Annotated in this window: 17 protein-coding genes and 1 pseudogene; 8 read left to right on the top strand and 10 right to left on the bottom strand. The window is 63.7% G+C overall.

Translation table 11 applies throughout. The features are described from left to right. Positions 1 to 314 precede the first annotated feature (314 nt). Positions 315 to 2246, top strand: a complete 1932-nt coding sequence (locus ACZ5KU_RS27770) for a sigma-54-dependent Fis family transcriptional regulator (RefSeq protein WP_464736541.1) — start codon at positions 315 to 317, stop codon at positions 2244 to 2246. A 124-nt stretch (positions 2247 to 2370) separates the two neighbouring features. Here the strand turns inward: ACZ5KU_RS27770 and ACZ5KU_RS27765 are convergent, their stop codons facing one another. Both ACZ5KU_RS27765 and ACZ5KU_RS27760 read right to left on the bottom strand, forming a co-directional pair. Next, the gene (locus ACZ5KU_RS27765; RefSeq protein ID WP_416773572.1) at positions 2371 to 3075 is read right to left on the bottom strand and encodes a methyl-accepting chemotaxis protein; all 705 of its coding nucleotides are present in this window, start codon (positions 3073 to 3075) and stop codon (positions 2371 to 2373) included. A 198-nt stretch (positions 3076 to 3273) separates the two neighbouring features. Continuing rightward, a pseudogene (locus tag ACZ5KU_RS27760) lies at positions 3274 to 4158 on the bottom strand (methyl-accepting chemotaxis protein); the annotation flags it as partial. Between the two features lie 563 nt (positions 4159 to 4721). On the opposite strand from ACZ5KU_RS27760, the gene pmrG reads away from it, so the two are divergent. Both pmrG and ACZ5KU_RS27750 read left to right on the top strand, forming a co-directional pair. Then, a complete protein-coding gene (pmrG, locus tag ACZ5KU_RS27755; protein ID WP_416770651.1) occupies positions 4722 to 5396 on the top strand; it encodes a lipopolysaccharide core heptose(II)-phosphate phosphatase PmrG in 675 nt (224 codons plus the stop codon). Between the two features lie 127 nt (positions 5397 to 5523). Continuing rightward, complete coding sequence (locus tag ACZ5KU_RS27750) at positions 5524 to 5859, top strand: hypothetical protein (protein ID WP_054062516.1); 336 nt, start codon at positions 5524 to 5526, stop codon at positions 5857 to 5859. 59 nt (positions 5860 to 5918) lie between these two features. Here the strand turns inward: ACZ5KU_RS27750 and ACZ5KU_RS27745 are convergent, their stop codons facing one another. After that, on the bottom strand, positions 5919 to 7373 hold the full coding sequence (locus ACZ5KU_RS27745; protein WP_464736540.1) for an ArnT family glycosyltransferase: 1455 nt from the start codon (positions 7371 to 7373) through the stop codon (positions 5919 to 5921). A 141-nt stretch (positions 7374 to 7514) separates the two neighbouring features. Further along, complete coding sequence (gene ggt / locus ACZ5KU_RS27740) at positions 7515 to 9341, bottom strand: gamma-glutamyltransferase (protein ID WP_464736539.1); 1827 nt, start codon at positions 9339 to 9341, stop codon at positions 7515 to 7517. Between the two features lie 188 nt (positions 9342 to 9529). Between ggt and ACZ5KU_RS27735 the strand changes: the two genes are divergently transcribed. Both ACZ5KU_RS27735 and ACZ5KU_RS27730 read left to right on the top strand, forming a co-directional pair. Continuing rightward, positions 9530 to 11170, top strand: coding sequence for an ArnT family glycosyltransferase (locus ACZ5KU_RS27735; protein WP_464737437.1), 1641 nt, complete (start codon positions 9530 to 9532; stop codon positions 11168 to 11170). Between the two features lie 94 nt (positions 11171 to 11264). Then, complete coding sequence (locus tag ACZ5KU_RS27730) at positions 11265 to 11972, top strand: dienelactone hydrolase family protein (RefSeq protein ID WP_054062513.1); 708 nt, start codon at positions 11265 to 11267, stop codon at positions 11970 to 11972. Positions 11973 to 12047: 75 nt separating this feature from the next. Here ACZ5KU_RS27730 and ACZ5KU_RS27725 read toward each other — a convergent pair whose 3' ends face one another. The 5 genes from ACZ5KU_RS27725 to ACZ5KU_RS27705 are packed head-to-tail and all read right to left on the bottom strand — an operon-like array spanning position 12048 to position 16278. Beyond that, on the bottom strand, positions 12048 to 14216 hold the full coding sequence (locus ACZ5KU_RS27725; RefSeq protein WP_464736538.1) for a beta strand repeat-containing protein: 2169 nt from the start codon (positions 14214 to 14216) through the stop codon (positions 12048 to 12050). Between the two features lie 11 nt (positions 14217 to 14227). Then, positions 14228 to 14965 (bottom strand): PilW family protein, encoded by a 738-nt coding sequence (locus ACZ5KU_RS27720; RefSeq protein WP_054062511.1) that lies wholly within the window; start codon positions 14963 to 14965, stop codon positions 14228 to 14230. Continuing rightward, positions 14962 to 15375: a hypothetical protein gene (locus ACZ5KU_RS27715; RefSeq protein WP_054059338.1), complete on the bottom strand. Its 414-nt coding sequence runs from the start codon at positions 15373 to 15375 to the stop codon at positions 14962 to 14964. Before ACZ5KU_RS27715 ends, ACZ5KU_RS27720 begins: the two co-directional genes overlap by 4 nt. After that, a complete protein-coding gene (locus ACZ5KU_RS27710) occupies positions 15359 to 15823 on the bottom strand; it encodes a pilus assembly FimT family protein (RefSeq protein ID WP_054059339.1) in 465 nt (154 codons plus the stop codon). The genes ACZ5KU_RS27715 and ACZ5KU_RS27710 overlap by 17 nt, the downstream gene beginning before the upstream one ends. Next, complete coding sequence (locus ACZ5KU_RS27705; RefSeq protein WP_054059340.1) at positions 15823 to 16278, bottom strand: type IV pilin protein; 456 nt, start codon at positions 16276 to 16278, stop codon at positions 15823 to 15825. Before ACZ5KU_RS27705 ends, ACZ5KU_RS27710 begins: the two co-directional genes overlap by 1 nt. 237 nt (positions 16279 to 16515) lie before the next feature. On the opposite strand from ACZ5KU_RS27705, the gene ACZ5KU_RS27700 reads away from it, so the two are divergent. Then, positions 16516 to 18198, top strand: coding sequence for an AMP-binding protein (locus tag ACZ5KU_RS27700; RefSeq protein WP_464736537.1), 1683 nt, complete (start codon positions 16516 to 16518; stop codon positions 18196 to 18198). A gap of 417 nt (positions 18199 to 18615) precedes the next feature. Further along, positions 18616 to 18972, top strand: coding sequence for a hypothetical protein (locus tag ACZ5KU_RS27695; protein ID WP_273821508.1), 357 nt, complete (start codon positions 18616 to 18618; stop codon positions 18970 to 18972). 218 nt (positions 18973 to 19190) lie between these two features. Here ACZ5KU_RS27695 and ACZ5KU_RS27690 read toward each other — a convergent pair whose 3' ends face one another. Beyond that, on the bottom strand, positions 19191 to 20042 hold the full coding sequence (locus tag ACZ5KU_RS27690) for a hypothetical protein (RefSeq protein WP_464736536.1): 852 nt from the start codon (positions 20040 to 20042) through the stop codon (positions 19191 to 19193). A 373-nt stretch (positions 20043 to 20415) separates the two neighbouring features. On the opposite strand from ACZ5KU_RS27690, the gene ACZ5KU_RS27685 reads away from it, so the two are divergent. Further along, entirely contained in the window at positions 20416 to 20646 is a 231-nt protein-coding gene (locus ACZ5KU_RS27685; RefSeq protein ID WP_464736535.1) for a helix-turn-helix transcriptional regulator, read from the top strand. Positions 20647 to 20794 lie beyond the last annotated feature (148 nt).

Here is a 20794-nt window from a genome sequence, read left to right as displayed (position 1 = left end):
AAGCGCTCTATGTCGGGGCCCGGTCTGGTTGGACTGACACGTGGGCCGCCGGGTTGTGACACGGCTGGTACAGTCGGGGGTGACACTTTGTCACGCCTGTGGCACAGCCCATGACTCATCGGTCGCGGGGCGATTGCAATGCTCGCCGTGCAGGAGGATGCTGGGCGTCGAGGTGAAGTCGAACGTGCTGCGGGGCCTGGCGCCCTGGGCCACGCTTGATGGCCTATTCGCGGGCAAGCCCGCTCCCGCACAATCCGGCTCCCGGAGTGGTTGTGGGGGAGAGGCCATTCCTGGACGGGGGAGAACAATAAGAAATGCAGAACAACCATCTGAGTCGTCACGCCCGGCAGGTGCTCACCGTGACCCAGGGCAAGGCCCTGAGCGGTGGCCCGGGCAGTGATCCATCGATCGCCCGTTCCTGGCTGCGTTGCCTGGAGGATTACCACCTCGACCCCTCGTTGAGCATCGCCCCCACCGTGCTCGAACACGGTCGCCTGCTGGAAAGCCGCGAGCGCCTGCGCCAGGTACTGCAGATTGCCGGCAACGAGATGACCAGCCTGCACCAGCAGTTGTCCGGCGCCGGTCACGCGGTGCTGCTGACCGATGCCCGCGGGGTGATCCTCAACTGTGTCACTGCGCCGTCCGAGCGCAAGATCTTCGAGCGCGCCGGGCTCTGGCTCGGCGCCGACTGGAGCGAAGCCTGCGAAGGCACCAACGGCATCGGCACCTGCGTGGTGGAGCGTCAGGCGCTGACCATTCACCAGGACGAACACTTTCGCGGCCGCCATACCGGGCTTACCTGCTCGGCCAGCCCGGTGTTCGATCCCCAGGGCGAGCTGCTGGCGGTGCTGGATGTTTCCTCGGCCCGCCCGGATGTGTCCCGGCAGAGCCAGTTCCATACCATGGCGCTGGTGAACCTGTCGGCAAAGATGATCGAGAGCTGCTATTTCCTGCGGCATTACGACCAGCACTGGTTGCTGCGTTTTCATCTGCAGGCCGAATCCGTCGGCCTGTTCAGCGAGGGGCTGCTGGCGTTCGACGGTGAAGGGCGGATCTGCGCGGTCAACCAGAGTGCGCTGAACCTGCTCGGGTTTGGCCGCGGCGGTTTGCTCGGGCAGCCGGTTGAGGCGTTTTTCGATTGTTCGCTGGATGAGCTGCTCGGCCGCGCCAGTACCCAGGCCAGCGCCAGTTGGCCCTTGCGGACCCGCGATGGCCGCAGCCTGTTCGCGGTGCTGCGTGGCCAGCCGCGCAGCGTGCCCAGGCCGTTGGTGCCGGCGGCGGTGGCGGTCGGGCGGGTCGCTGCGGCGGACATCTGCCTGGACGACGAGACCCTGCAGAGCGATTTTCGCAAGGCCTTGCGGGTGTTCGAGCGTGATGTGCCGCTGTTGATCAACGGCGAAACCGGCTCGGGCAAGGAGGCGTTCGCCAAGGCGGTGCACCAGTCCAGCCAGCGCGCCGACAAGCCGTTTGTCGCGCTCAACTGCGCGGCGATTCCGGAAAGCCTGATCGAGAGCGAACTGTTCGGCTATCGCGGCGGCAGCTTTACCGGCGCGCGCAAGGAAGGCATGCGCGGCAAGTTGCAACAGGCCGATGGCGGCACGCTGTTCCTCGACGAGATCGGCGACATGCCGCTGGCATTGCAGACCCGCCTGCTGAGGGTGCTGGAGGACCGGCAGGTGGTGCCGATCGGCGGTGAGCCGGAGGCGGTCAACGTGCGGATCATCAGCGCGACCCATCGCCATCTGTTGGAGCGGGTGCAGAACGGTGGTTTCCGCGAGGACCTGTATTACCGGCTCAACGGCCTGGAAATCGCTCTGCCGGCCTTGCGCGAGCGCAGCGACAAGTCCCGGTTGCTGGATTTCCTGCTGGCGCAGGAGGCGGCGGGGCAGGGGGTGTCGATCGATGCGGCAGCGCGTCAGACCCTGCTGGGGTTTGCCTGGCCGGGGAACGTTCGGCAGTTGCGCACGGTACTGCGTACCCTGGTGGCGCTGTGCGAGGACGGTCGGATCGGCGTGACGGATCTGCCGGCGATGATTCGCCAGGCGCGGCCGCTGGTCGAGGATGTGCCGGCTGAACCGGCTGGCGCGTATCCGCTGGAAGACGCCGAGCGGTTGGCGCTGCTCCATGCGCTGGAGCAGCAGCGTTGGCATATGACCAACACGGCCGGGCAGCTCGGAGTCAGTCGCAACACCCTGTACAGAAAGTTGCGCAAGCACGGGATCGCCCGCCAGGGGCGGAGCCTGTGAGCAACCCCTCTCACCGTCTTGAGAGGGATTTCAGGGGTGGGCAAGGCTGACAGGCCTTTTCGCGGGCCTGGCCCAGAACCCGGGTGTCACCCACAGGCCTGGTCCAGGTACCGTTCCGGTCCGCTCAGACCCGGAAGTGGCTGACCATCGTCTGCAACTGGCTGCCCAGGCGTGCCAGCTCGACGCTGGAGGCGGCCGTCTCGTCGCTTGCGGCCGCCGTCTGCTCGCAGACATCGCGAACGTTGATGATGCTGCGGCTGATCTCTTCGGCCACCGCGCTCTGCTCTTCGGCCGCCGCGGCGATCTGCTGGTTCATCGACTGGATGTTCGACACCGTGCGGGTGATGTTTTCCAGCGAAACCCCGGCCTTGCGGGTCAGCTCGACGCTGCTGTCGGTCAGCGAGCGGCTGTTGTTCATCACGGTTGCCACCTGCTGCGTGCCGCTCTGCAGGGCCGCCACCAGGCCTTCGATTTCCTCGGTGGACTTCTGGGTGCGCTGGGCCAGGCCGCGAACCTCGTCGGCGACCACGGCAAAACCACGACCGGCTTCACCGGCACGGGCGGCTTCGATGGCAGCGTTGAGCGCCAGCAGGTTGGTCTGTTCGGCCACGGCCTTGATCACGTCCATCACGCTGCCGATCTTGTCGCTTTCCTGCTGCAGCACGGTCATGGCTTCGGTCGAGCGCACCACTTCAGTCGCCAGGCGTTCGATCTGGGCGATGGCTTCGCCGACCACCCGGTCACCGGCACGGGCTTCGCCGTCCGCGGCGGAGGCTGCCGTCGAAGCCTGTTCGGCGTTACGCGCCACTTCCTGCACGGTGGCGGTCATTTCGTGCATGGCGGTGGCCACCTGGTCGGTCTCGACCTTCTGGCTGTTGGCCCCGGCGCTGGTCTGGCTGGTGACTGCCGACAATTGTTCGGCGGCGCTGGCGATCTGGGTCACGCCATCGCGAATGCCGCTGATCAGGTCACGCAGGGTCGCTCCCATGCGCTGGATGCCCTGTTGCAGCACGCCCAGTTCGTCCCGGCGGGTGACCACCAGGTTGTGGGTCAGGTCGCCGGAGGCGATGCGTTCCACCACGCCCAGGGTTTGCTGGATCGGGCGGGTGATCTGGCGGGTGATGACCACGGCGGCGAGGATGCCGAACAGCAGCGCGAGCAGGGTGCTGCCCAATTGCAGGCTGCGGGCCTGGGCGCTTTCGCTGTCACGACGGTCCAGTTGGATCTGGTACAGCTGCTCGCTGAGGGCGACGATGCTGTTGCCCTGGTCGGTCATTTCCTTGCGGGCCTGCACGACATCGTTGTTGGCCTGCTTGTACGCCAGCACGGCCGTACGGTAGTTGGCCAGGCCGTTTTCCAGCTGTTGCAGTTCGCTCTGCTGGCTGCTGCTGAAATGCTCGGCCAGTTGTTTGAGGCCGGCAATCGTTTCGTTCAGCTGATTGGCAGCCTTCTGTTCGGTTTCCGGGTTACTGTTGCCGGTGTAGCCACGCACTTCGTAGCGGGTCAGCAGGAATTGTTCCTTGGCGCGGATGATGGCCTGGAAGCGCTCGAAGCGGTTGTCCTCGCCTGGAGCCATCTGCAGCACGTTGTCGTGGATCGTGGCGATCAGTTTCTGCACGACTTCGGCCGTCTCGCTCATGCTCTGGCGGGCGCCGTTACCGGTGCGGTAGGCCTCGCGCATCTTGTTCAGCGACTGTTGGTAGGCGGTGATGGTCGCCGCCTGCTCCTTGAGCAGCTTGACGTTTTCCGGGCTCTTGAAGCTGTTGAGCAGTTTCTGCTGCTGGACGATGAACGCGTCGAGGTTGACCTGCACGTTCTGCGCGGCGGTTTCGTCGCCGTTGGTCAGCATGTATTGCAGCCGGGCCACACGCAGTTTGGTCAGCGAGGCGTTGAGCTGGGTGATGTCGCTCATCCAGTTGCTGCGGTCGATCAGACCGCCCAGGCTGGTCCAGCCGGTCAGCGCCAGGATCGTGGTCAGCGCCAGGACCAGGCCGAAGCCCAGGCCCAGTTTCAGATTGACGCTGATATTGCCAAACCAGCTATTCATTGAATTCCTCCAGTAACTTGGTGTTGCTTGCTCATCGGGTGGCTGGAAGGTGTTGTTATTGGTGCCAGCTGAATTTGTTCGTAAGGGCTGTATCGGCGGGAAAGCCGATAGCTGAAAGGTTTTTCTCGGGGAAGGTGTTTCACCAATTGTAACTTCTTGCAGGAGATTCGGATGTTTCGAGGGTGTTTACGTTTCGTCAGGGGCGTTCAGCCAGGCCGGATCGAGGTCGGCGATTGAGGAATTTTTCACATTCCTTTCACCGCGACGCGACCTTCACGAACCTAGGCTCTGTGTTCGAATGAGTTTGCAGCAGGCAGGGAAGCGGTTTCTCCAGCGGCAGTCAAGCCCGAGGCTCAGTTGTCATTTTTGTGCTGTAGCGTCGCCGACATTGCCTACTCAACCGGCCTTTTTCGCAGAGGCAGCCGAACGTGGAATCAAGACTGCCGTATAGCTGGTTGAAGCGCTCGTTCGAACTGAACCGCCTCGTCCGGTACCGGAACGCCCTGCTGGTATCGCTGGCAGCGCTGCTCGTCATTCCGCTGACGCTGGTGATGTTGCGGCCCGCTGCCGTTGTCGATCTGGCCCAGGCTGGCAATGATAGCGCGATGGCGCTGACTGCGGGGTGGGCCAGGGGCGAAATGGTGGTGCTGGTGCGCCATGTCGAGCGTTGCGACCGCTCCAGGGCGCCCTGCCTGGCGGAGCCGGACGGCATCACCGATCGCGCTCGCGACGTGGCGGTGGCGTTGGGCGCGCGCTTCGAAAGGCTCGGCCTGTCCCGAACGGATATCTATAACAGCCCGTTGACCCGTGCCGTGCAGACCTCCGCCTACATGTTCAACCACGCCAGCAGCACCCAGGACTGGCTGTTCAATTGCCGCAAGACCCTGCTGCGCGACATTCGCCGCTACAAGGTGCCGGGGCGCAACCTGGTGCTGGTCACCCACAGCGAATGCATGGGGGCACTGGAAGACGCCATGAATTTCTCCATGCCGTCGCCAGGCTACGGGCTGGCGCTGTTTCTCACCGAGCATTCGGCCAGCCAGGCGCCGAAGGTGATGGGTTATATCGAAGCCCCGGACTGGCCGCAGGTGTTCAAGCCCTAGGGCAACGCCGAGAATCGCCAGGCCCAGACCACATGGCACTCGATGAAGCATTTGAGTTTGCCGCTATCCCCTTTACAGTACGCGTCCCCGGGAAATGACTCCCGGGTTTTTCCCATGGAGTTATCCCTTGAAATACGCGAGCAAAATCGCCGCTTCCCTGCTGGTTACCCTGGCGCTGGGCGGTTGCACCGGCACGGCGATGAAAACCCGGCAGCTGGACAGCAACCAGTACACCGTGGTCGGTCACAGCGAAGCGACCGCTACCGGCATGCTGCTGTTCGGATTCATCCCGATCCGCCAGAACGACCGTTTCGTCCGTGCCCAGACTGCTGCCATCCAGGCCAAGGGCGGTGACGCACTGATCAACACCCAGGTCCAGGAAAACTGGTTCTGGGCCTGGGTCCTGACCGGCTACACCACCAAGGTGTCCGGCGACGTGGTCAAGCTGAAGAACGTTCAGTAAGTACCCGCCCCATGAAAAACGGCGCTCCAGGAGCGCCGTTTTTTTATGCCCACGAGTGTTCAGCGGGTGTAGAAGTAGTAAGTGCGCTTGCCGCCGATGGTGACGGTGGCCAGTACCTTGTGCGAGGCATCGGGTTGCTGGTTCTGGGCCACGGCGACATTGTCCGGCGAGGCCTGCAGGAACGCGTCCAACTGTTCCTGGGTTTGTACCACCGCTTGTTGGCGCTGGGTGTAGAACACGGTCGAGGCCAGGCGTTCGTCCGGCTGGTACAGCGCGACCTGCTTGCCGCTGGCCTGCAGGGCGATGACCTGGTCGGTCACCGGCTTGAACGAGGTGTTGCGGTCGGCCAGCGGCGCCCGCCAGGCGGCCACCAGATAACCGCAGACGACCACGGCCAGCAGCGCCGCAGCCAGCGGGCGGCGCTTGTCGACCAGTTGGCGGCTGAGCGTGGAGGTGGCGGAGCGCCGACGCAGCCAGGCGAGAACCACCGCGCTGTATTCGGCGGCGATGATAGCGGCGGCGGGCGCCATGGACACCATGTACACCATGCGCTTGCTCGAGGCCAGGGTCAGCAGGGTGAACTGGGCCAGGAACCAGACGCTGGCGAACAGCAGGTGGCGTTTGCGCACCAGCTCCTTGCGCAGGTGCCAGAGCCCCAGGTACACCAGCAGATTCCAGGGCAGGAACGCCTCCGGCAACTTGGTGAAGTAATAGTAGAAGGGCTCGTAGTGGCCGGCCGCAGTGAACGAGCCGCTGAAGCGGCCGACACTGTTGGCCCAGAGCACTTCACGGACAGCATCCGCGCCGCCCTGCCCGTATAGCAGTTTCAGCCAGATCAGCAGCGGGATCAGCCCCACCAGGGTGAACAGTGCCGGGCGCAGCCAGTTGCCGAGGGTCAAGCGCCGGTCGAGCAGGCTCTCGCTGACCAGATAGAAGAAAATCACCACCCCCGGCAGGGCCAGCCCCAGTACGCCCTTGGTCAGGGTCGCGATCGCGATGCCGAGCATGAACACCAGCCAGCTCCCCAGGGTGGCGGCCTGGCGCTTGCGCTGCTCATTGGCCTGGAAAAAGGCGAACAGCGCCAGCGATACGCCGAGGCTGAGAATGGCGTCCTCACCGACCTGGCGGGCATTGCCCAGGTAGCTGGCCATGGTCATCAGCATTGCGGCGGCGGCCCAGGCCAACAGGGTGGGGCGGCCGATCCTGCGCATGAAACCGTAGAGCGCCAGCACCGTGAACAGCCCGGCGAACGCCGAGGCCAGGCGCACCGCCAGGGGCGTGCCGCCCAGCAGTTTGATCGCCGTGGCATCGAGCCAGAGGCTCAGCGGGGGTTTTTCCAGGAACGGGTCGCCCAGCAGGCGCGGGGTGATCCAGTCGTTGTTCAGGTGCATTTCCATGGCGATCCCGGCCACCCGGGATTCGGTGGAACCCTGCAACTCATGGTTGCCCAGGGCAAAGAAGAACAGCAGGCAGCCAAGCAGGAACAGCAGGATAACGGGACGTGTCGTGCGCATGGGGATACCGGGGAAAGGAAAGTCGGCCCTGAGGCCTCCAGATGACCCGGCACTATACGGAGGAATATCTTAATAAATTGTGAATGACTGTGTAGCGGGCCCGGCAACGGTGGCGAGCGGGCCCGCCACCGTCCTTGCACGTCAGTCGCCCAGCGCCTCGCCTTCGCGCCGCGGGTCGGCGCCACCGGCCCAGGACGTGCGGCCCTGGGCATCACGCACGCGCATGATCGCCTGAGTGCCGCTGGTCATTTCCAGTTCGTTGACCTCATGCCCCTGCTGCTTCAGCGTGTCGATCAGTTTTGGCGAGAACAGGCCGGGCTCCAGCTCGGTCGGGCCGTTGCGGCTGCCGAAGTTGGGCAGGTTGATCGCGGCCTGCGGGTCGAGCTGCCAGTCCAGCAGGCCGACCAGGGTCTTGGCCACGTACTCGATGATCTGCGAGCCGCCCGGCGAGCCGACGGTACCGAGGAATTCGCCATTCTGGCGATCGAACACCAGGGTCGGCGCCATCGACGAGCGCGGGCGCTTGCCCGGCTCGACGCGGTTGGCCACCGGCTTGCCGTTTTCGCTGGGGATGAAGGAAAAGTCGGTCAGCTGGTTGTTGAGGATGAAGCCCTCGACCATCAGGTGCGAACCGAACGAGCTTTCCACCGTGGTGGTCATGGACACCGCGTTGCCCTGGTCATCCACGGCGACGATCTGCGAGGTGGAGATGCGCAGGGGCGAGCGGTCGGGGGCCAGGGCCACCTGCACGCCGCTCGGTACGCCGGGTTCGGCCTTGCCCAGGCTGCGTTCGCTGATCAGCCGGGCGCGCTGGGCCTGGTACGCCGGGTCGATCAGGCCGGCCACCGGTACCGGGACGAAATCGCTGTCGGCCACGTACAGGCCGCGGTCGGCATAGGCCAGCCGTTCGGCCTCGGCGATCAGGTGCACGGCCTCCGGGCGAGGTTCCAGGCCGGCGGCGGTCGACGTTTTCAGGGGCGGCAGTGCCGGCAGCGCCCAGCGCTTGTCGCGGGCCTCCAACGCCTGCAGCGTGCCGAAGATCTGCGCGATGGCGATCGCCCCGGAGGAGGGCGGTGGCATGCCGCAGAGTTTCCATTGCTTGTAGTCGGAGCAGATCGGCGTGCGTTCCTTGGCCTGGTAGCCCTGCAGGTCGGCCAGCGATAGGCTGCCGGGGTTGGCGCTGCCATTGACCGCGGCGACGATCTCCTCGGCGATGCGGCCTTTGTACAGCGCGTCGCTGCCTTCGTTGGCGATACGCTTGAGCACCGCGGCCAACGCCGGGTTCTTCAGTACCGTGCCGACCGCTTTCGGGCGGCCATCCGCGTCCAGGAAGTAGGCGGCCATGGCCGGCGATTTCGGCAGGAACGGGCTGGCGGCGATCTGCTTGTGCAGGCGTGGCGAAATCGGGAAACCCTGCTCGGCCAGGCGGATCGCCGGCTCGAACAGCTTGGCCCAGGGCAGCCGACCGTTGCTGCGGTGGGCCAGTTCCAGGGCACGCATCACGCCGGGTGTGCCGACCGAGCGGCCGCCGATCTGTGCCTGGGTGAAGGCCATCGGGGTGCCGTCGGCGTTCAGGAACAGTTTTTCGTTGGCCCCGGCCGGAGCAGTTTCGCGGCCGTCGTAGGCGTGTACCTGCCGGCCGTCCCAGACCATGATGAAGGCGCCGCCACCGATCCCGGTGGCCTGCGGCTCGACCAAGGTCAGCACGGCCTGCATCGCGATGGCCGCGTCCACGGCGGAGCCGCCCTGGCGCAGGATCTCGCGCCCGGCTTCGGCGGCCAGCGGGTTGGCGGCGGCGGCCATGTGCTTGCTCGCCTGCCGGGTGAGCAGGCCGCTGCGATAGCCGGTGCCAATCTCCGGGGCGTCGGGCAGGGCCTTGGCCTGGCTCGGGGCGCTGAACAGGGCCAGCGAAAGGGCGAAAGTCAGGGTACGAAGGGACTGGTGGCGGAGAGTGATTCTGGAGTGCACTGCGTAGGCTCCTACCTTGGACTGACTGGGGACTATAGAGGGTGCCAAGGGCCGGGGGTAGCACAACCTGCCGAGAAGGATTCCCAGTCACGCGGGTTCTGGCCTTCGTTCAGGCAGCATTCAGTGCCCCGCACGGCACCATTAGGGTTTGCCCGTCCACCCTGTCGTTGCGGATGAGTCGTATGCCGATGGCCCACGAAAAACGCCCTAGCCTCGAATCGTTGTCGATCTTCCTGGTCGCCCTGCTGCTCTTCACCCTTGGCATCTGGGACCAGACGGCCCAGGGTTTCGACGGCCGCTGGTGGCTGTTCCTCGAGGAAATGTTCCGTCATGGTCCGGGCTTTTTCGCCACGACCTATGGCGAGCCCTATCCCGATTACCCGGGCACCGCGACTTTCCTGAGCTACCTGTTCGCCCGGCTGTTCGGCGCGCCGAACCACTTGGCCAACGTCATGCCGACGGCGCTGGCCTCGGCGGGCGTGCTGGCGATGATCTACCGGCTGCTGGCGCCAGCGGGGCGCACCTGGGCGCTGCTGACGGTGCTGCTGACCGCGCTGACGACGCAACTGCTGGAGAAGTCCCGCTCGGTGTGCCTGGACCAGATGACCTCGCTGTTGTGCCTGGCCTGCTTCTACCTGCTGCACACCGGCGAACGCCTCGGTTCGCGGTTGCGACAATACGCGGTGTTCCCGCTGTTCGTGCTGGGCTTCGTCATTCGCGGGCCGCTGGGGCTGATCGAGGTCTGTGGCGTGGCCTGTGTCTACTGGGCCATGGGCGTTTGCCGGTCGCGGGCCGAGACGCTGCAGGTCGTGCGCAGGGTGTTGGGCTACGGCGTGGTCGGCCTGCTGTTGCTGGCGGCCTGCTGGTGGGCGCTGATGAGCCTGGCCCGGCTGAGCGGTGGCGAGGACTTCGCCAGGCAGGTCTACACCATGCAGATCGGCGGGCGCCTGGGGGACAGTGGCGAGCCGTTCTTCTTCTACTTCCAGCTCAGCCTCTACCGCTACTTCCCGGTGGTACCGCTGGCGCTGGCAACGCTGATCGCGCTGCGCCACACATGGACGCAGCGTGACCGCGACGATGAGGTGCAACTGGCCCTGCGGCTGGGAGCCTGTGGCCTGATGATTCTGCTGGGCTTGTCGGTGCCGCACTTCAAGCGAGCCTATTACATCCTGCCGATGGTGCCGATGTTCGCGGCGGTGGCGGCCTATGGGTTGTTGAACGCGCACGGTTGGCTGGCGGGTGTGCGGCGTTTTTATACCGGGTTGGTGGCGTTGCTGCCGGGGCTGGGGATTGTCGTGGTGTTCGTCCTGCGCCATTCCTGGCTCAAGCATGGGTTCTGGCCGCAGGTGTCGGTGCCGTTGCTGGTGGGCGTGCTGGTGGTGCTGCAGGTGCTCGCCGCCAGGCTCTGGCTGAAGCCATCCGCCGAACCGGGGCGGCGCCTGGTGCTGCTCAGCCTGATCGCCCTGGCGGCCCAGTGGCTGCTGCTGGTGAAGGTGGTCGAGCCGGCCAAGGACCTGGAATTCGACACCCGGGGCTTCGTTGGCCCGGTGGAGCACCTGCGTGCGGCGAATCCGGGGCCGCTGGTGTTCCTCAATCTGGGCCAGGACACCTGGGCGGTGCGCTACATGATGAACCTGGACCACGACGAGAAGCCGCTGTTCATCGCGGCCAGGAATGCGCCCAGCCTGGATTCGCTGCCGCGCCCGGCCTGGGTGATCCTGTCGCGCAAGGAGCAGAACCTGCTGGCGGGCACCTCGCTGGAGAAGGCGGAGCCGGCGTTCGAAGGGCGCTTCAACGGCAATCCCTGCCTGGTGTTCGAGCTGAAGTAAGGGACAGCCTTCGTTCAAATAGTGCTCGCCAAGGCCGGGACATGGGGCTTTAATCGGGTCCGATTCCATTCAACCCGATTCGAGGTGACGAGCCATGTCCCAAGCAAACAACCCGGTCAGCTTCAAACGCCCGGACGGCCGCGAAGTCAGCGGCTACCTGGCCCGCCCGGCCAAGCTGGAAGGTGCCCCGGCCATCGTGGTCATCCAGGAGTGGTGGGGCCTGAACGACCAGATCCGCGGTGTCGCCGATCGCCTGGCGGCCAGCGGTTACCTGGCGCTGGTGCCGGACCTGTACCGTGGCGAGTCCACGGTGGAAGAGGAAGAAGCCCACCACCTGATGAGCAAGCTCGACTTCGCCGAAGCGGTGAGCCAGGACATCCGTGGCGCGGTGCAATACCTGGGCGGCTACACGAAGAACATCGGCGTGACCGGCTTCTGCATGGGTGGCGCGCTGACCCTGCTGTCGCTGAATGCGATCCCCGAGCTGACCGCTGGCGTGGTCTGGTACGGCTTCCCGCCGCTGGAGTACCTCGACGCCTCGGCAATCAAGGCACCGCTGCTTGGCCACTGGGCGACCCAGGACCTGTTCTTCGCAATCGAGACCGTCGATGCCCTGGAAGCCAAGCTGCATGAGGCCGGCGTCGATGCCACCTTCCACCGTTACCTGGCCCACCATGCCTTCGCCAACGAAACCGCCGTGGGCAATGGCCGCATCGCCGGCACCCAGTTCGACCCGGTGTGGTCGCAACTGGCCTGGGACCGCACCCTGACGTTCTTCGGCAAGACCCTTTGGCAGAATTGATCCCTTGGCACTGATCGTTCCCACGCTCCGCGTGGGAACGATCGGAGCTCCGTGTGGGGAGGCGCTCGGGGTTTTTCAGTACGCCCGCACCCACCGCACCCGAGTCGTCGCCTGGGTCGAGGTGCCGCCGCTGCCCGTGCTCGGCGTCGACGGGTTGGTGATGGTCTGGTCGCTGGTCACCGAGGAGACGTCTATGGCGATACCGCCCTGGGAAATGGTGGTCGGGCTGGGGCTGTTGTTGCCGGTGGTAAGCGAGCCCTTGATGTTGGTGGTGGCGCCCGAGGTGCTGACCAGGCCACCGAGAATCACGTTGCCGTAGAGCGTCCAGCCACTTGTGGACAGCCCGCCGTTGGCCTCGATCGCGATGTTGCCGATGGGCAGGCCGCTGTGGGTGACGTTGGCGGAGTCGGTCCAGGTGGCCAGGCCCGGTGGCGAGGCACTCTTGTTGCACAGGTTGGTCGGGTAGAACGAGCCGGTGCACAGGTTCGAATAGCCGGAGAAGTTCGGCGAGTACAGCGGCACCATGCCGCTGCTGGTCAGGGTCACGTCACCGGTGGTCAGCACGGTGTTGGTCAGGCGGCTCATGCTCTGCACGCCGTTGAAGGTGACGTTGCCGTCGAACCACAGCACGCCCGGTGGGAACGCGGTGATGCCGGTCAGGTTCCAGCCGTTGCCCGGCGTGGCACCGTTGCCGCAGGTGCTGTTGCCGTAGTTGCAGATCATGAAGTTGTTGCCCAGCAGGGTGCGCAGGTCGGTGGTCGCCAGGTTGTAGGGCCCGGCGGAAACCGTGGTGCCGGCCGCGGTCTTGACGTTCTGGATGGTCAGCATCGGCGTGTTCCCGGAGAACGAGAACACGTAGTTGGCCTGGCTTTTCAGCGGCGTGACATCCACCGGCGTGGCGGTGATGTTGCAGTACGGCACGCCGGGCAGGCCGGGCGAGGCGCCGGCGACGTTCGCGGTCAGGTTGGCGATGGTGTTGCCGGTGTAGGGCGTGCCGTTCTGGTTGAGGATCTGTCCGGCGATCTGGCTGGCGGTGCTGAAGGTCGGCGTGTTCCATTGCGTCACGCTGAGGTTGCCGCCGCCCTGGAACTTGCCGACGTTGGCGGTGAGGATCGACACGTCGCTGTTGGCCTTGAGCGTGTTGTAGGTGGCGCTGTAGCCGGTCAGCGCCAGGGTGTTGCCCCAGAACGTGCCGACGGTGCCGGTGAGGAAGTTGACGTCGCCGCCATAGACCGCGTTGTAGGTCAGCGAGATGCTGGCGGGCAGGGTACCGGTGCCGGAGATCAGTTGCGCGTTGCTGGTGCTGATGGCCCCGGCCGACTGCGTGGCCTTGCTCAGGTCCAGGGTGTAGACCGCCCCGGAACTTAGGGTGATCAGCGCGGTGCCGCTGCTGGCGGCAGTGATCGAGTTGTCGCTGTTGCGGATACCGCCGACCAGCGCGGTACCGACGGTCGAACCGCCCGACAGCACGTTGGCGCGGAACGCGCCGGCCTGGATCGCCACGTAGCTGCCACCGGACTGGGTGATATTGATCGACTTGGCACCCACCGTCAGGTTGACCGGCGCGCTGCTGGAACTCATGGAGAAGGTGCCCTCGGTGTTGAGTGTCGCGTTGTCCGCGATGCCGCCGCCACTGAGGTTGATGCCGCCCTTGGCGCAACCGGAGACATAGGCCTTGGCGCCGTTCGAGATATTCAGCACGCCGTTGACGACGATATTCGCCAAAGTCGTGCCGTTGGTGATCGACAGGCTGCCGCCGGTGTAGTTGAAGTTGCCGTTGAACTGCAGCGCCGGCGGCAGGCTGGCACCGGCCGGCGTTGCGGGCGTGCTGCTGGCCGGGGTCAACACATACACCACCTGTAGCGTATTGGTGGCCAGGTTGTTGGTGGCGGTGATGGTGGCCGTGACCAGGGTGCTGCTGCCGCTGGCGACCTTGGAGACGATCTGCGCACTGAGCCCGGTGGCGCTGATCGGCAGGTTGCCGACGGTAACGTTGGCCAGGGTACTGTCCTGGGTCAGTTGGCCCTGCAGGTACAGGCGCACCCATTCCACGCCGCTCCACACCCGAGACTCCGCCGGCGACGTGGCATGGGCCGCCATCTGCTGCTGTTGGGCACCGCCGATGCCGTACATCATGCTCAGCGCGGTGACGCTCAGGGCCATGCCGACGAACAGGATCATCAGGGTGGCGGCCATGCCGCGCTGGGAAGCGCGCGTCGATCGGAAAAACGCGGGTGCAGGCATCGGGCGCTCGGTCAGGAAGTGGGTTTTTCGAAATTGATCAGACAGGCCGTCGCCTTGCTTTTGACGTAGGCGGGCTGGGGATCGGTGCTGTTGGGATCGAGCGTGCTGTTGTTGGCACTCAGGCTGACCTGCAGCCGATAGGCGCTATTGGTGGTGTCGGTGGTGCGGCCATAGGGCCAGCAGGTGGCGAAACCGACCGACAGCGAGGCGGTGCCCTGACCGCTTTCGATCAGCGGGGTACTGGTCCAGGTGGTGCTGCTCCACTGCGTCGACGCCTGGGTGCAACTCGCCGCGGCTTTCAGGCTGAGCAGCGCGCCGTTGCTGATCAGCAACCCGGCGCAACTGGCGGTGGCGGTGGCACTGGTCTGGTAGGACCAGATGATCGCATTGCCGCTGATGCCGTTCGGCGCCGTGCTGGTCAGGGTCGGGAAGCTGGTCTGGGCGGTGGCGGTCCCGCTCAGGGTGCCGTTGCTCAGCAGGGCGCCGGACAGCAGGATGAAGTTGTTGTCGATGTCGGAGGTGGCCCGCGCCGTGGCGCTGCCGCTCCAGAAGCCGGCATTCATCAGTTCGCGCTGGGCGGTGATCAGCGCCGAGGCCACCTGGCCGTCCTGGCGCGAACTCTGTGATGAAGCCAGGGCGTTGTAGACCACGTTCTTGTACAGCGCGAGCATGGCCAGGATGCTGATCAGGGAAATGGTCGTGCCGATCAGCAGGCTGATCAGCGTGAAGCCACGCTGCGCGCGGTTCAAGACTCGTCTCCGACCCGGATGATGCCACCGAACAGGCTGCTGTCCTGGGCGCGGGTGGTGAGCACCACCGAGCTTTGCGGCGTGCCGCCGGTGATCGTGCTGGTGCCGACGGTGACGCTCGGTGCGTTGGTGCAGGTCGCGGTGATCGGCACGGTGTCGGTCTGGCTGGGAATGGACACCACCAGCAGCGAGGCCTTGCTCGAGCACAGCAGCGCGCCGTTCTGTTCCAGCAGGCTGCGCATCTGGTTGACCACGATGTTCTGCAGCTTCATGTCGCGCTGGCTGATGGCCGCCCGTGATGAGGCATAGGTGATGCCCAGGCCGATGGTCGCCATCAACAGGATGCCGATCAGCGATTCGAGCAGGACATCGCCGCGCTGGTGCCGGCGCAGTTTAAATGAGCGGGACATCGACCGAACTCTCGCTGCCTGCCGTAACCTGCAGCGTACCGGTGCTGCAACTGTTGCCGCTGACCGCCAGGCCACGGTTGCTGAAGGCGACGCAGGCCATGTCGACTCCGGCGACCTTGATTCCCGCCGCGGCCGGGATCGTGCTGCTCCAGACCGGTTGGCTGGTGGCGTTGCAATCGATCGACTGCCCGGCGTTGAGCCGGAACAGCTTGAGATTCTGCCCGGAGCGGCACAGCACGGCGGCGGGTGCGCTGTCCTGCACGGCGCCCTGGTTGCGCAGTGCGGTCGCCTTGGCGCGGCTGATGCCCTGCTTGAGCAGGCCGGCGGCATCGCGCTGGTAGCTGCTGTTGGTCCAGGACTGGGTGAGTGGTACGCCCACCATCAGGATAAGGCCGAGCAGGGCGACGGTGATCATCAGTTCGACCAGGGTGAAGCCGCGGCAGCGCATTACAGCCAGCTACCGTTGTACGAACTGCACGAGCTGATGCTGCGGCTGTTGCTCTGGTCCAGGGTGATGGTGCACCCGTTGAGCGCACCGCCGTTGCCGGTCGCGGTCACGGTGTAGGTGGTCGAGGTGGAATTGATCGAATAGTTGAACTTGCCCGACTGGCTCGGCTGCCAGCCCGACGACGGGCTGGTGCAGGGCGACGGGTTACCGATCAGCGCGCACTGGATCTGGGTGACACCGCTGGCGGTGGAGGTCGGATACACCAGCTGTTTCTGGTAGCTGTTTTCCAGGTTCAGGCTCAGGGCAACCAGGTCGGCCTGAGCGGCCTTGATCGTGCTCTTGTTGACGTAGCTGCTGTAGGCCGGAACGGCGATGGCGGCCAGGATGGCGACCACGACGACGCTGACCATCAGTTCCACCAGGGTGAAACCCGACTGTGCTGGATTGTGCTTCATGGATGTTTGACCGATGTGTTCCGGGGACCCCGTGGGCGCGGCGCATTATGCCACTATTGCGTAACGTTTCGGTGACTGTCCCCACTACCGTTGGGTAATCTTTCTGGCTCCGGCTGTCCGCTGGATTTCGCTGTTGGATTTCGCGTCCTACGCGGTTTTGTACTTCACTGCTTGGCATCCTCAGGCAAGGCCTGCCCCCGCCAGGAGGGCACACAAGTACAAGATCGAGGGGACACCATGACTTCACCCAGCTACACCCGTGGCCGACAGGACAAGCCGCTACTGGCCATGACCATCGGCGCCGCATTCGACCAGACCGTGGCGCGCTTCGTCGAGCGCGAGGCACTGGTGGTGCGCCACCAGCAGGTGCGCTACAGCTGGGCGCAACTGGCCGAACAGGTCGAGCGCTGCGCCCGTGCGCTGCTGGCGATCGGCATGCAACCGGGCGAGCGCCTCGGCATCTGGGCGCCGAACTGCGCCGAGTGGTGCATCGCCCAGTTCGCCAGCGCCAAGGTCGGCGTGATCCTGGTCAACATCAACCCGGCCTACCGCGTCAGCGAACTGGAATACGCGCTCAAGCACTCCGGCTGCCGCTGGCTGATCTGCGCCGACGCCTTCAAGACCAGCGACTACCACGCCATGCTCGGCGAACTGCTGCCGGAACTCGCCGGCAGCGCCCTGGGCGCCTTGCACAGCCGCCTGCTCCCGGAACTGCGCGGCGTGATCAGCCTGGGCCACAGCCCGGCCGCCGGCATGCTCGGCTGGGCGGCGCTGCAGGAGCGCGCCGAGTGTGTCGCCGCCGAAGACCTGCGCGCCTGCAGCGCGCAATTGCAGTTCGACGAACCGATCAACATCCAGTACACCTCCGGCACCACCGGCTTCCCCAAGGGCGCGACCCTCAGCCACTACAACATCCTCAACAACGGCTACCTGGTCGGCGAAAGCCTGGGCCTGACCGAGTACGATCGCCTGGTCATCCCCGTGCCGCTGTACCACTGCTTCGGCATGGTCATGGGCAACCTCGGCTGCCTGACCCACGGCAGCACCCTGATCTACCCGGGCGACGCCTTCGACCCGCTGACCGCCCTGCAGGCGGTGGCCGAGGAACGCGCCACGGTGCTGTACGGCGTACCGACCATGTTCATCGCCGAACTGGACCACCCGCGCCGGGCCGAATTCGACCTGTCCAGCCTGCGCAGCGGCATCATGGCCGGCGCCACCTGCCCGATCGAAGTGATGAAACGGGTGATCGGCGAAATGCACATGGCCGAAGTGCAGATTGCCTACGGCATGACCGAGACCAGCCCGGTATCGACCCAGACCGCAGCCGATGACGACCTGGAGCGCCGCGTCGCCAGCGTCGGCCGCACCCAGCCGCACCTGGAAAGCAAGATCATCGACGAAGCCGGGCGCATCGTGCCACGCGGGCAGATCGGCGAACTGTGCACCCGCGGCTACAGCGTGATGCTCGGCTACTGGAACGACGCCGAGGCCACCGCCCAGGCCATCGACGGTGCGCGCTGGATGCACACCGGCGATTTGGCGGTGATGGACGAGGCGGGGTACGTGAGCATCGTCGGGCGCAACAAGGACATGATCATTCGCGGGGGCGAGAACGTGTACCCGCGGGAGATCGAGGAGTTTCTGTTCAAGCATCCGGCGGTGGCGGACGTGCAGGTGATCGGGATACCGGATGAGCGGTATGGCGAGGAGATTGTGGCGTGGGTGAAGTGTCATCCGGGGCATAACGCAGATGAAGAAGAGTTGAAGGCCTTCTGCAAGGGGAAGATTGCGCACTTCAAGGTGCCCAGGCATTTCCTGTTTGTGGAGGCGTTTCCGATGACGGTGACGGGGAAGGTGCAGAAGTTTCGGATGCGGGAAATGAGTTTGGAGCGGTTGGCGGTCGAGAAGGCGGGGTGAGGACTTTCTCTGACTTTTACCCCGGCTGATGTCGGCGTTTTTGAGCGAGTAGGGGAGAGGTTTTCCCTTCTCACCTACCCGCTCGATGGCGTCTCGTAATGAGTAGAAATAGCTTTCAAAATGAACTTACTTTTCCTACGTGATTTAGGCGTGGGAGAATATTGTGTGCGCCCAATGCTGTGTCTAGATTCCTGAGGTCGCTGCAAATTCAGCGACACGGGTTTCGCAGCCCGGTAGTGAGCTGGCGCACAGCGCCGCGTAAGCGGCTTTTTTATGCCTGCGTTATGGCGGGCTGTGCGCAGGAGGCTTATGCCTGCCGGTTTCCAAGCTCACCGGTCTGCGAACCTGCGTACAGTTCGCCACCCTTGGTTTCGCAGCCAGTGTGGTGATCCCCTCAAATGAGCTCGGAGATCTACCATGGTGAAAAAAATCACACCTGATCCACCGTCTGTATCCAGCGAGTCTGTGGAGTCAAAGAGGCCCGATGCGGCCAGATTGCTTGATACGCTCGCGTTGACCCTTTCCAAAACCGTCAATCGTGCTGATCCGCTTTGTCCCTCGATTTTTGCTATCCAGCCTGGTGTCACGGCTCATGATGCGTTGAGCTATGTGTCGAAACTGCTGGAGGTTGCTGAGCTGAATGGGGATGAAATCAGCCTGCATGAGAACCCGGTGGAACGGACGTTATTTTGGGGGATGCTGCATTCGGTGGAGGTGGCGAAGGCTGTGGTGGATGCGTTGCTTGAAGGATCGCCGCCGCCCCTAAACTGTTGAACATCTGGTTGTTGGTCTAAAGAGACCAGAAATGACAAAGCCCGCATTCGGCGGGCTTTGTTTTTTCATTTGCCGGGGTAATCTGAACTGAAAATGTAACTTATTGATTTTAAAAAATTATGTCGGTTAGATTTTTTTGTTGGAATGCCATTTGGAATGCCAATAGGATTTGCTTGGTACCCTTGGTACCCTTGGGGCGTCTTGGTGGGGGGCTATCGCTAGCTTTCGGCTAGGTATACGCCAGCGTCAGCCTCCATCCTCACCAGGTTCTCAATAATTTGAGCACGCTTCAGGCCGTGCGCCTTCGCTAGCGCATCAAGCTGGGCGATCACCGTTTTCGAGAGAATGACGTTGACCTGCTTCTTGTCGGCAGTACGCTCGTCAAATTGCTTACGACTCCATCGCCTTTTGATCTCTCGAAGTATGGCCTTCCTTTCGTGACGGCCTACATCCCCTTGGTCGAAGAACATCAGCAGCTCTTGGTAGTTGCTGATTGGCGTTTGCCTAGAGTGCGACGGCAGATGATTCTTTTTAAGCCACTCCCAGGCGCAGGCACAGCGCTTTTCGCTCTCTTTCTTATCGGTGAACCATTCGAATTCACTGTCCTTCGCCTTGTGTCTGAGCCAGTCCCGGTGAAGCTGTTCGACCTCCGATGCCTTTTCGACAATATCGATATCCCAAAGGTCGATCATGCCGATGAGGCGATCTCTGCCGGTGAGGTGGACTAGGCCGCGAGGCAGGCGCAAGTCAGTCATTTTCTCGATCTCGCGGATCAGCCATTGATGCTGCCGTTCATCCTCTTCGATCCACTCCAGCTTTTCGTTTGGAAGTAAGAGTCGATCTTTCTCTTGGGGGATGCGGGACTGGAAGAGCCTATGGTCCCTCAGGGCTCTGGCTATCTCGTCACGCATGGTTAGGCCGTTGCAGGTTCTGAGGTCAAGCCTCGCCTCTTTGCAATGGTAGAGGTGCAGCCACAGCCAGATGTCGTGGCGATGGTTTCGATGAGGTTCTTGGAGCAGTTCGCTCAGCCTGTCGGCATCTTTGGTACGCGCGTGATTGTCAGTCTTCACGTCATTTCAGTTCCGATCTAAGGGCATTTCTGGTTCGGATTTTCGTCCGATTCTACATCTATTCTAGATCGATTCTAGCTAGTTTCTTTCTGAAATCTATCCCCTCTCTATGACGATTCTAGAATCATATTTTTCGTGTAAACCCCATTTCTACTGGGGTTCAGTAGGGTTTTTGACTGTTTTTTGAGCTTTATATTGTCGAATAGCCGCGAGGCAGGGCTATAGCCTAAGTCGGCGTTCGGGTACCAGAGAAAACTGTACGTATGCACGTTCACTGGCTGTAGGTGAATGAGAGGAGCGCCAGCGGATCAGTTCTTCAGTGCTTTTTTACCGGCTCTGCCAATCCTCTGAACGAATACGAGGAGCCCCGTTCATGAGGATCATCCGTCTGAAAGAAGTCATCGACTCGACCGGCTTGGCGCGGTCGACCATCTACAAATACATCGGGGAGGGCACCTTCCCGAAGCCCGTCTCGCTGGGGGATCGCTGCGTCGGTTGGGTCGACAGCGAGGTGCACGACTGGATCCTGGCTAGGATCGAGGAGCGTGACTTGGCAGAAGGTACTGCGGTGCGCACCACTGGACACCTGAGCAGGGCCAGCTAGAAACCACCATTTACGCCATGACCGGTTGGCAGCTGGTCATGGCGCTTATGCCGCTTGGGATAATTCGGGATTCTCAGCTAACTCTCCCAAGATGCAATTCGGCAAATCCCCTGGTGGGCTTGGCAATGTTGCTCCCCATTGCCTGGCT

It is taken from the genome of Pseudomonas sp. Tof1 (genome assembly GCF_055390395.1).
This window is presented reverse-complemented; position numbering and strand designations above follow the sequence as displayed.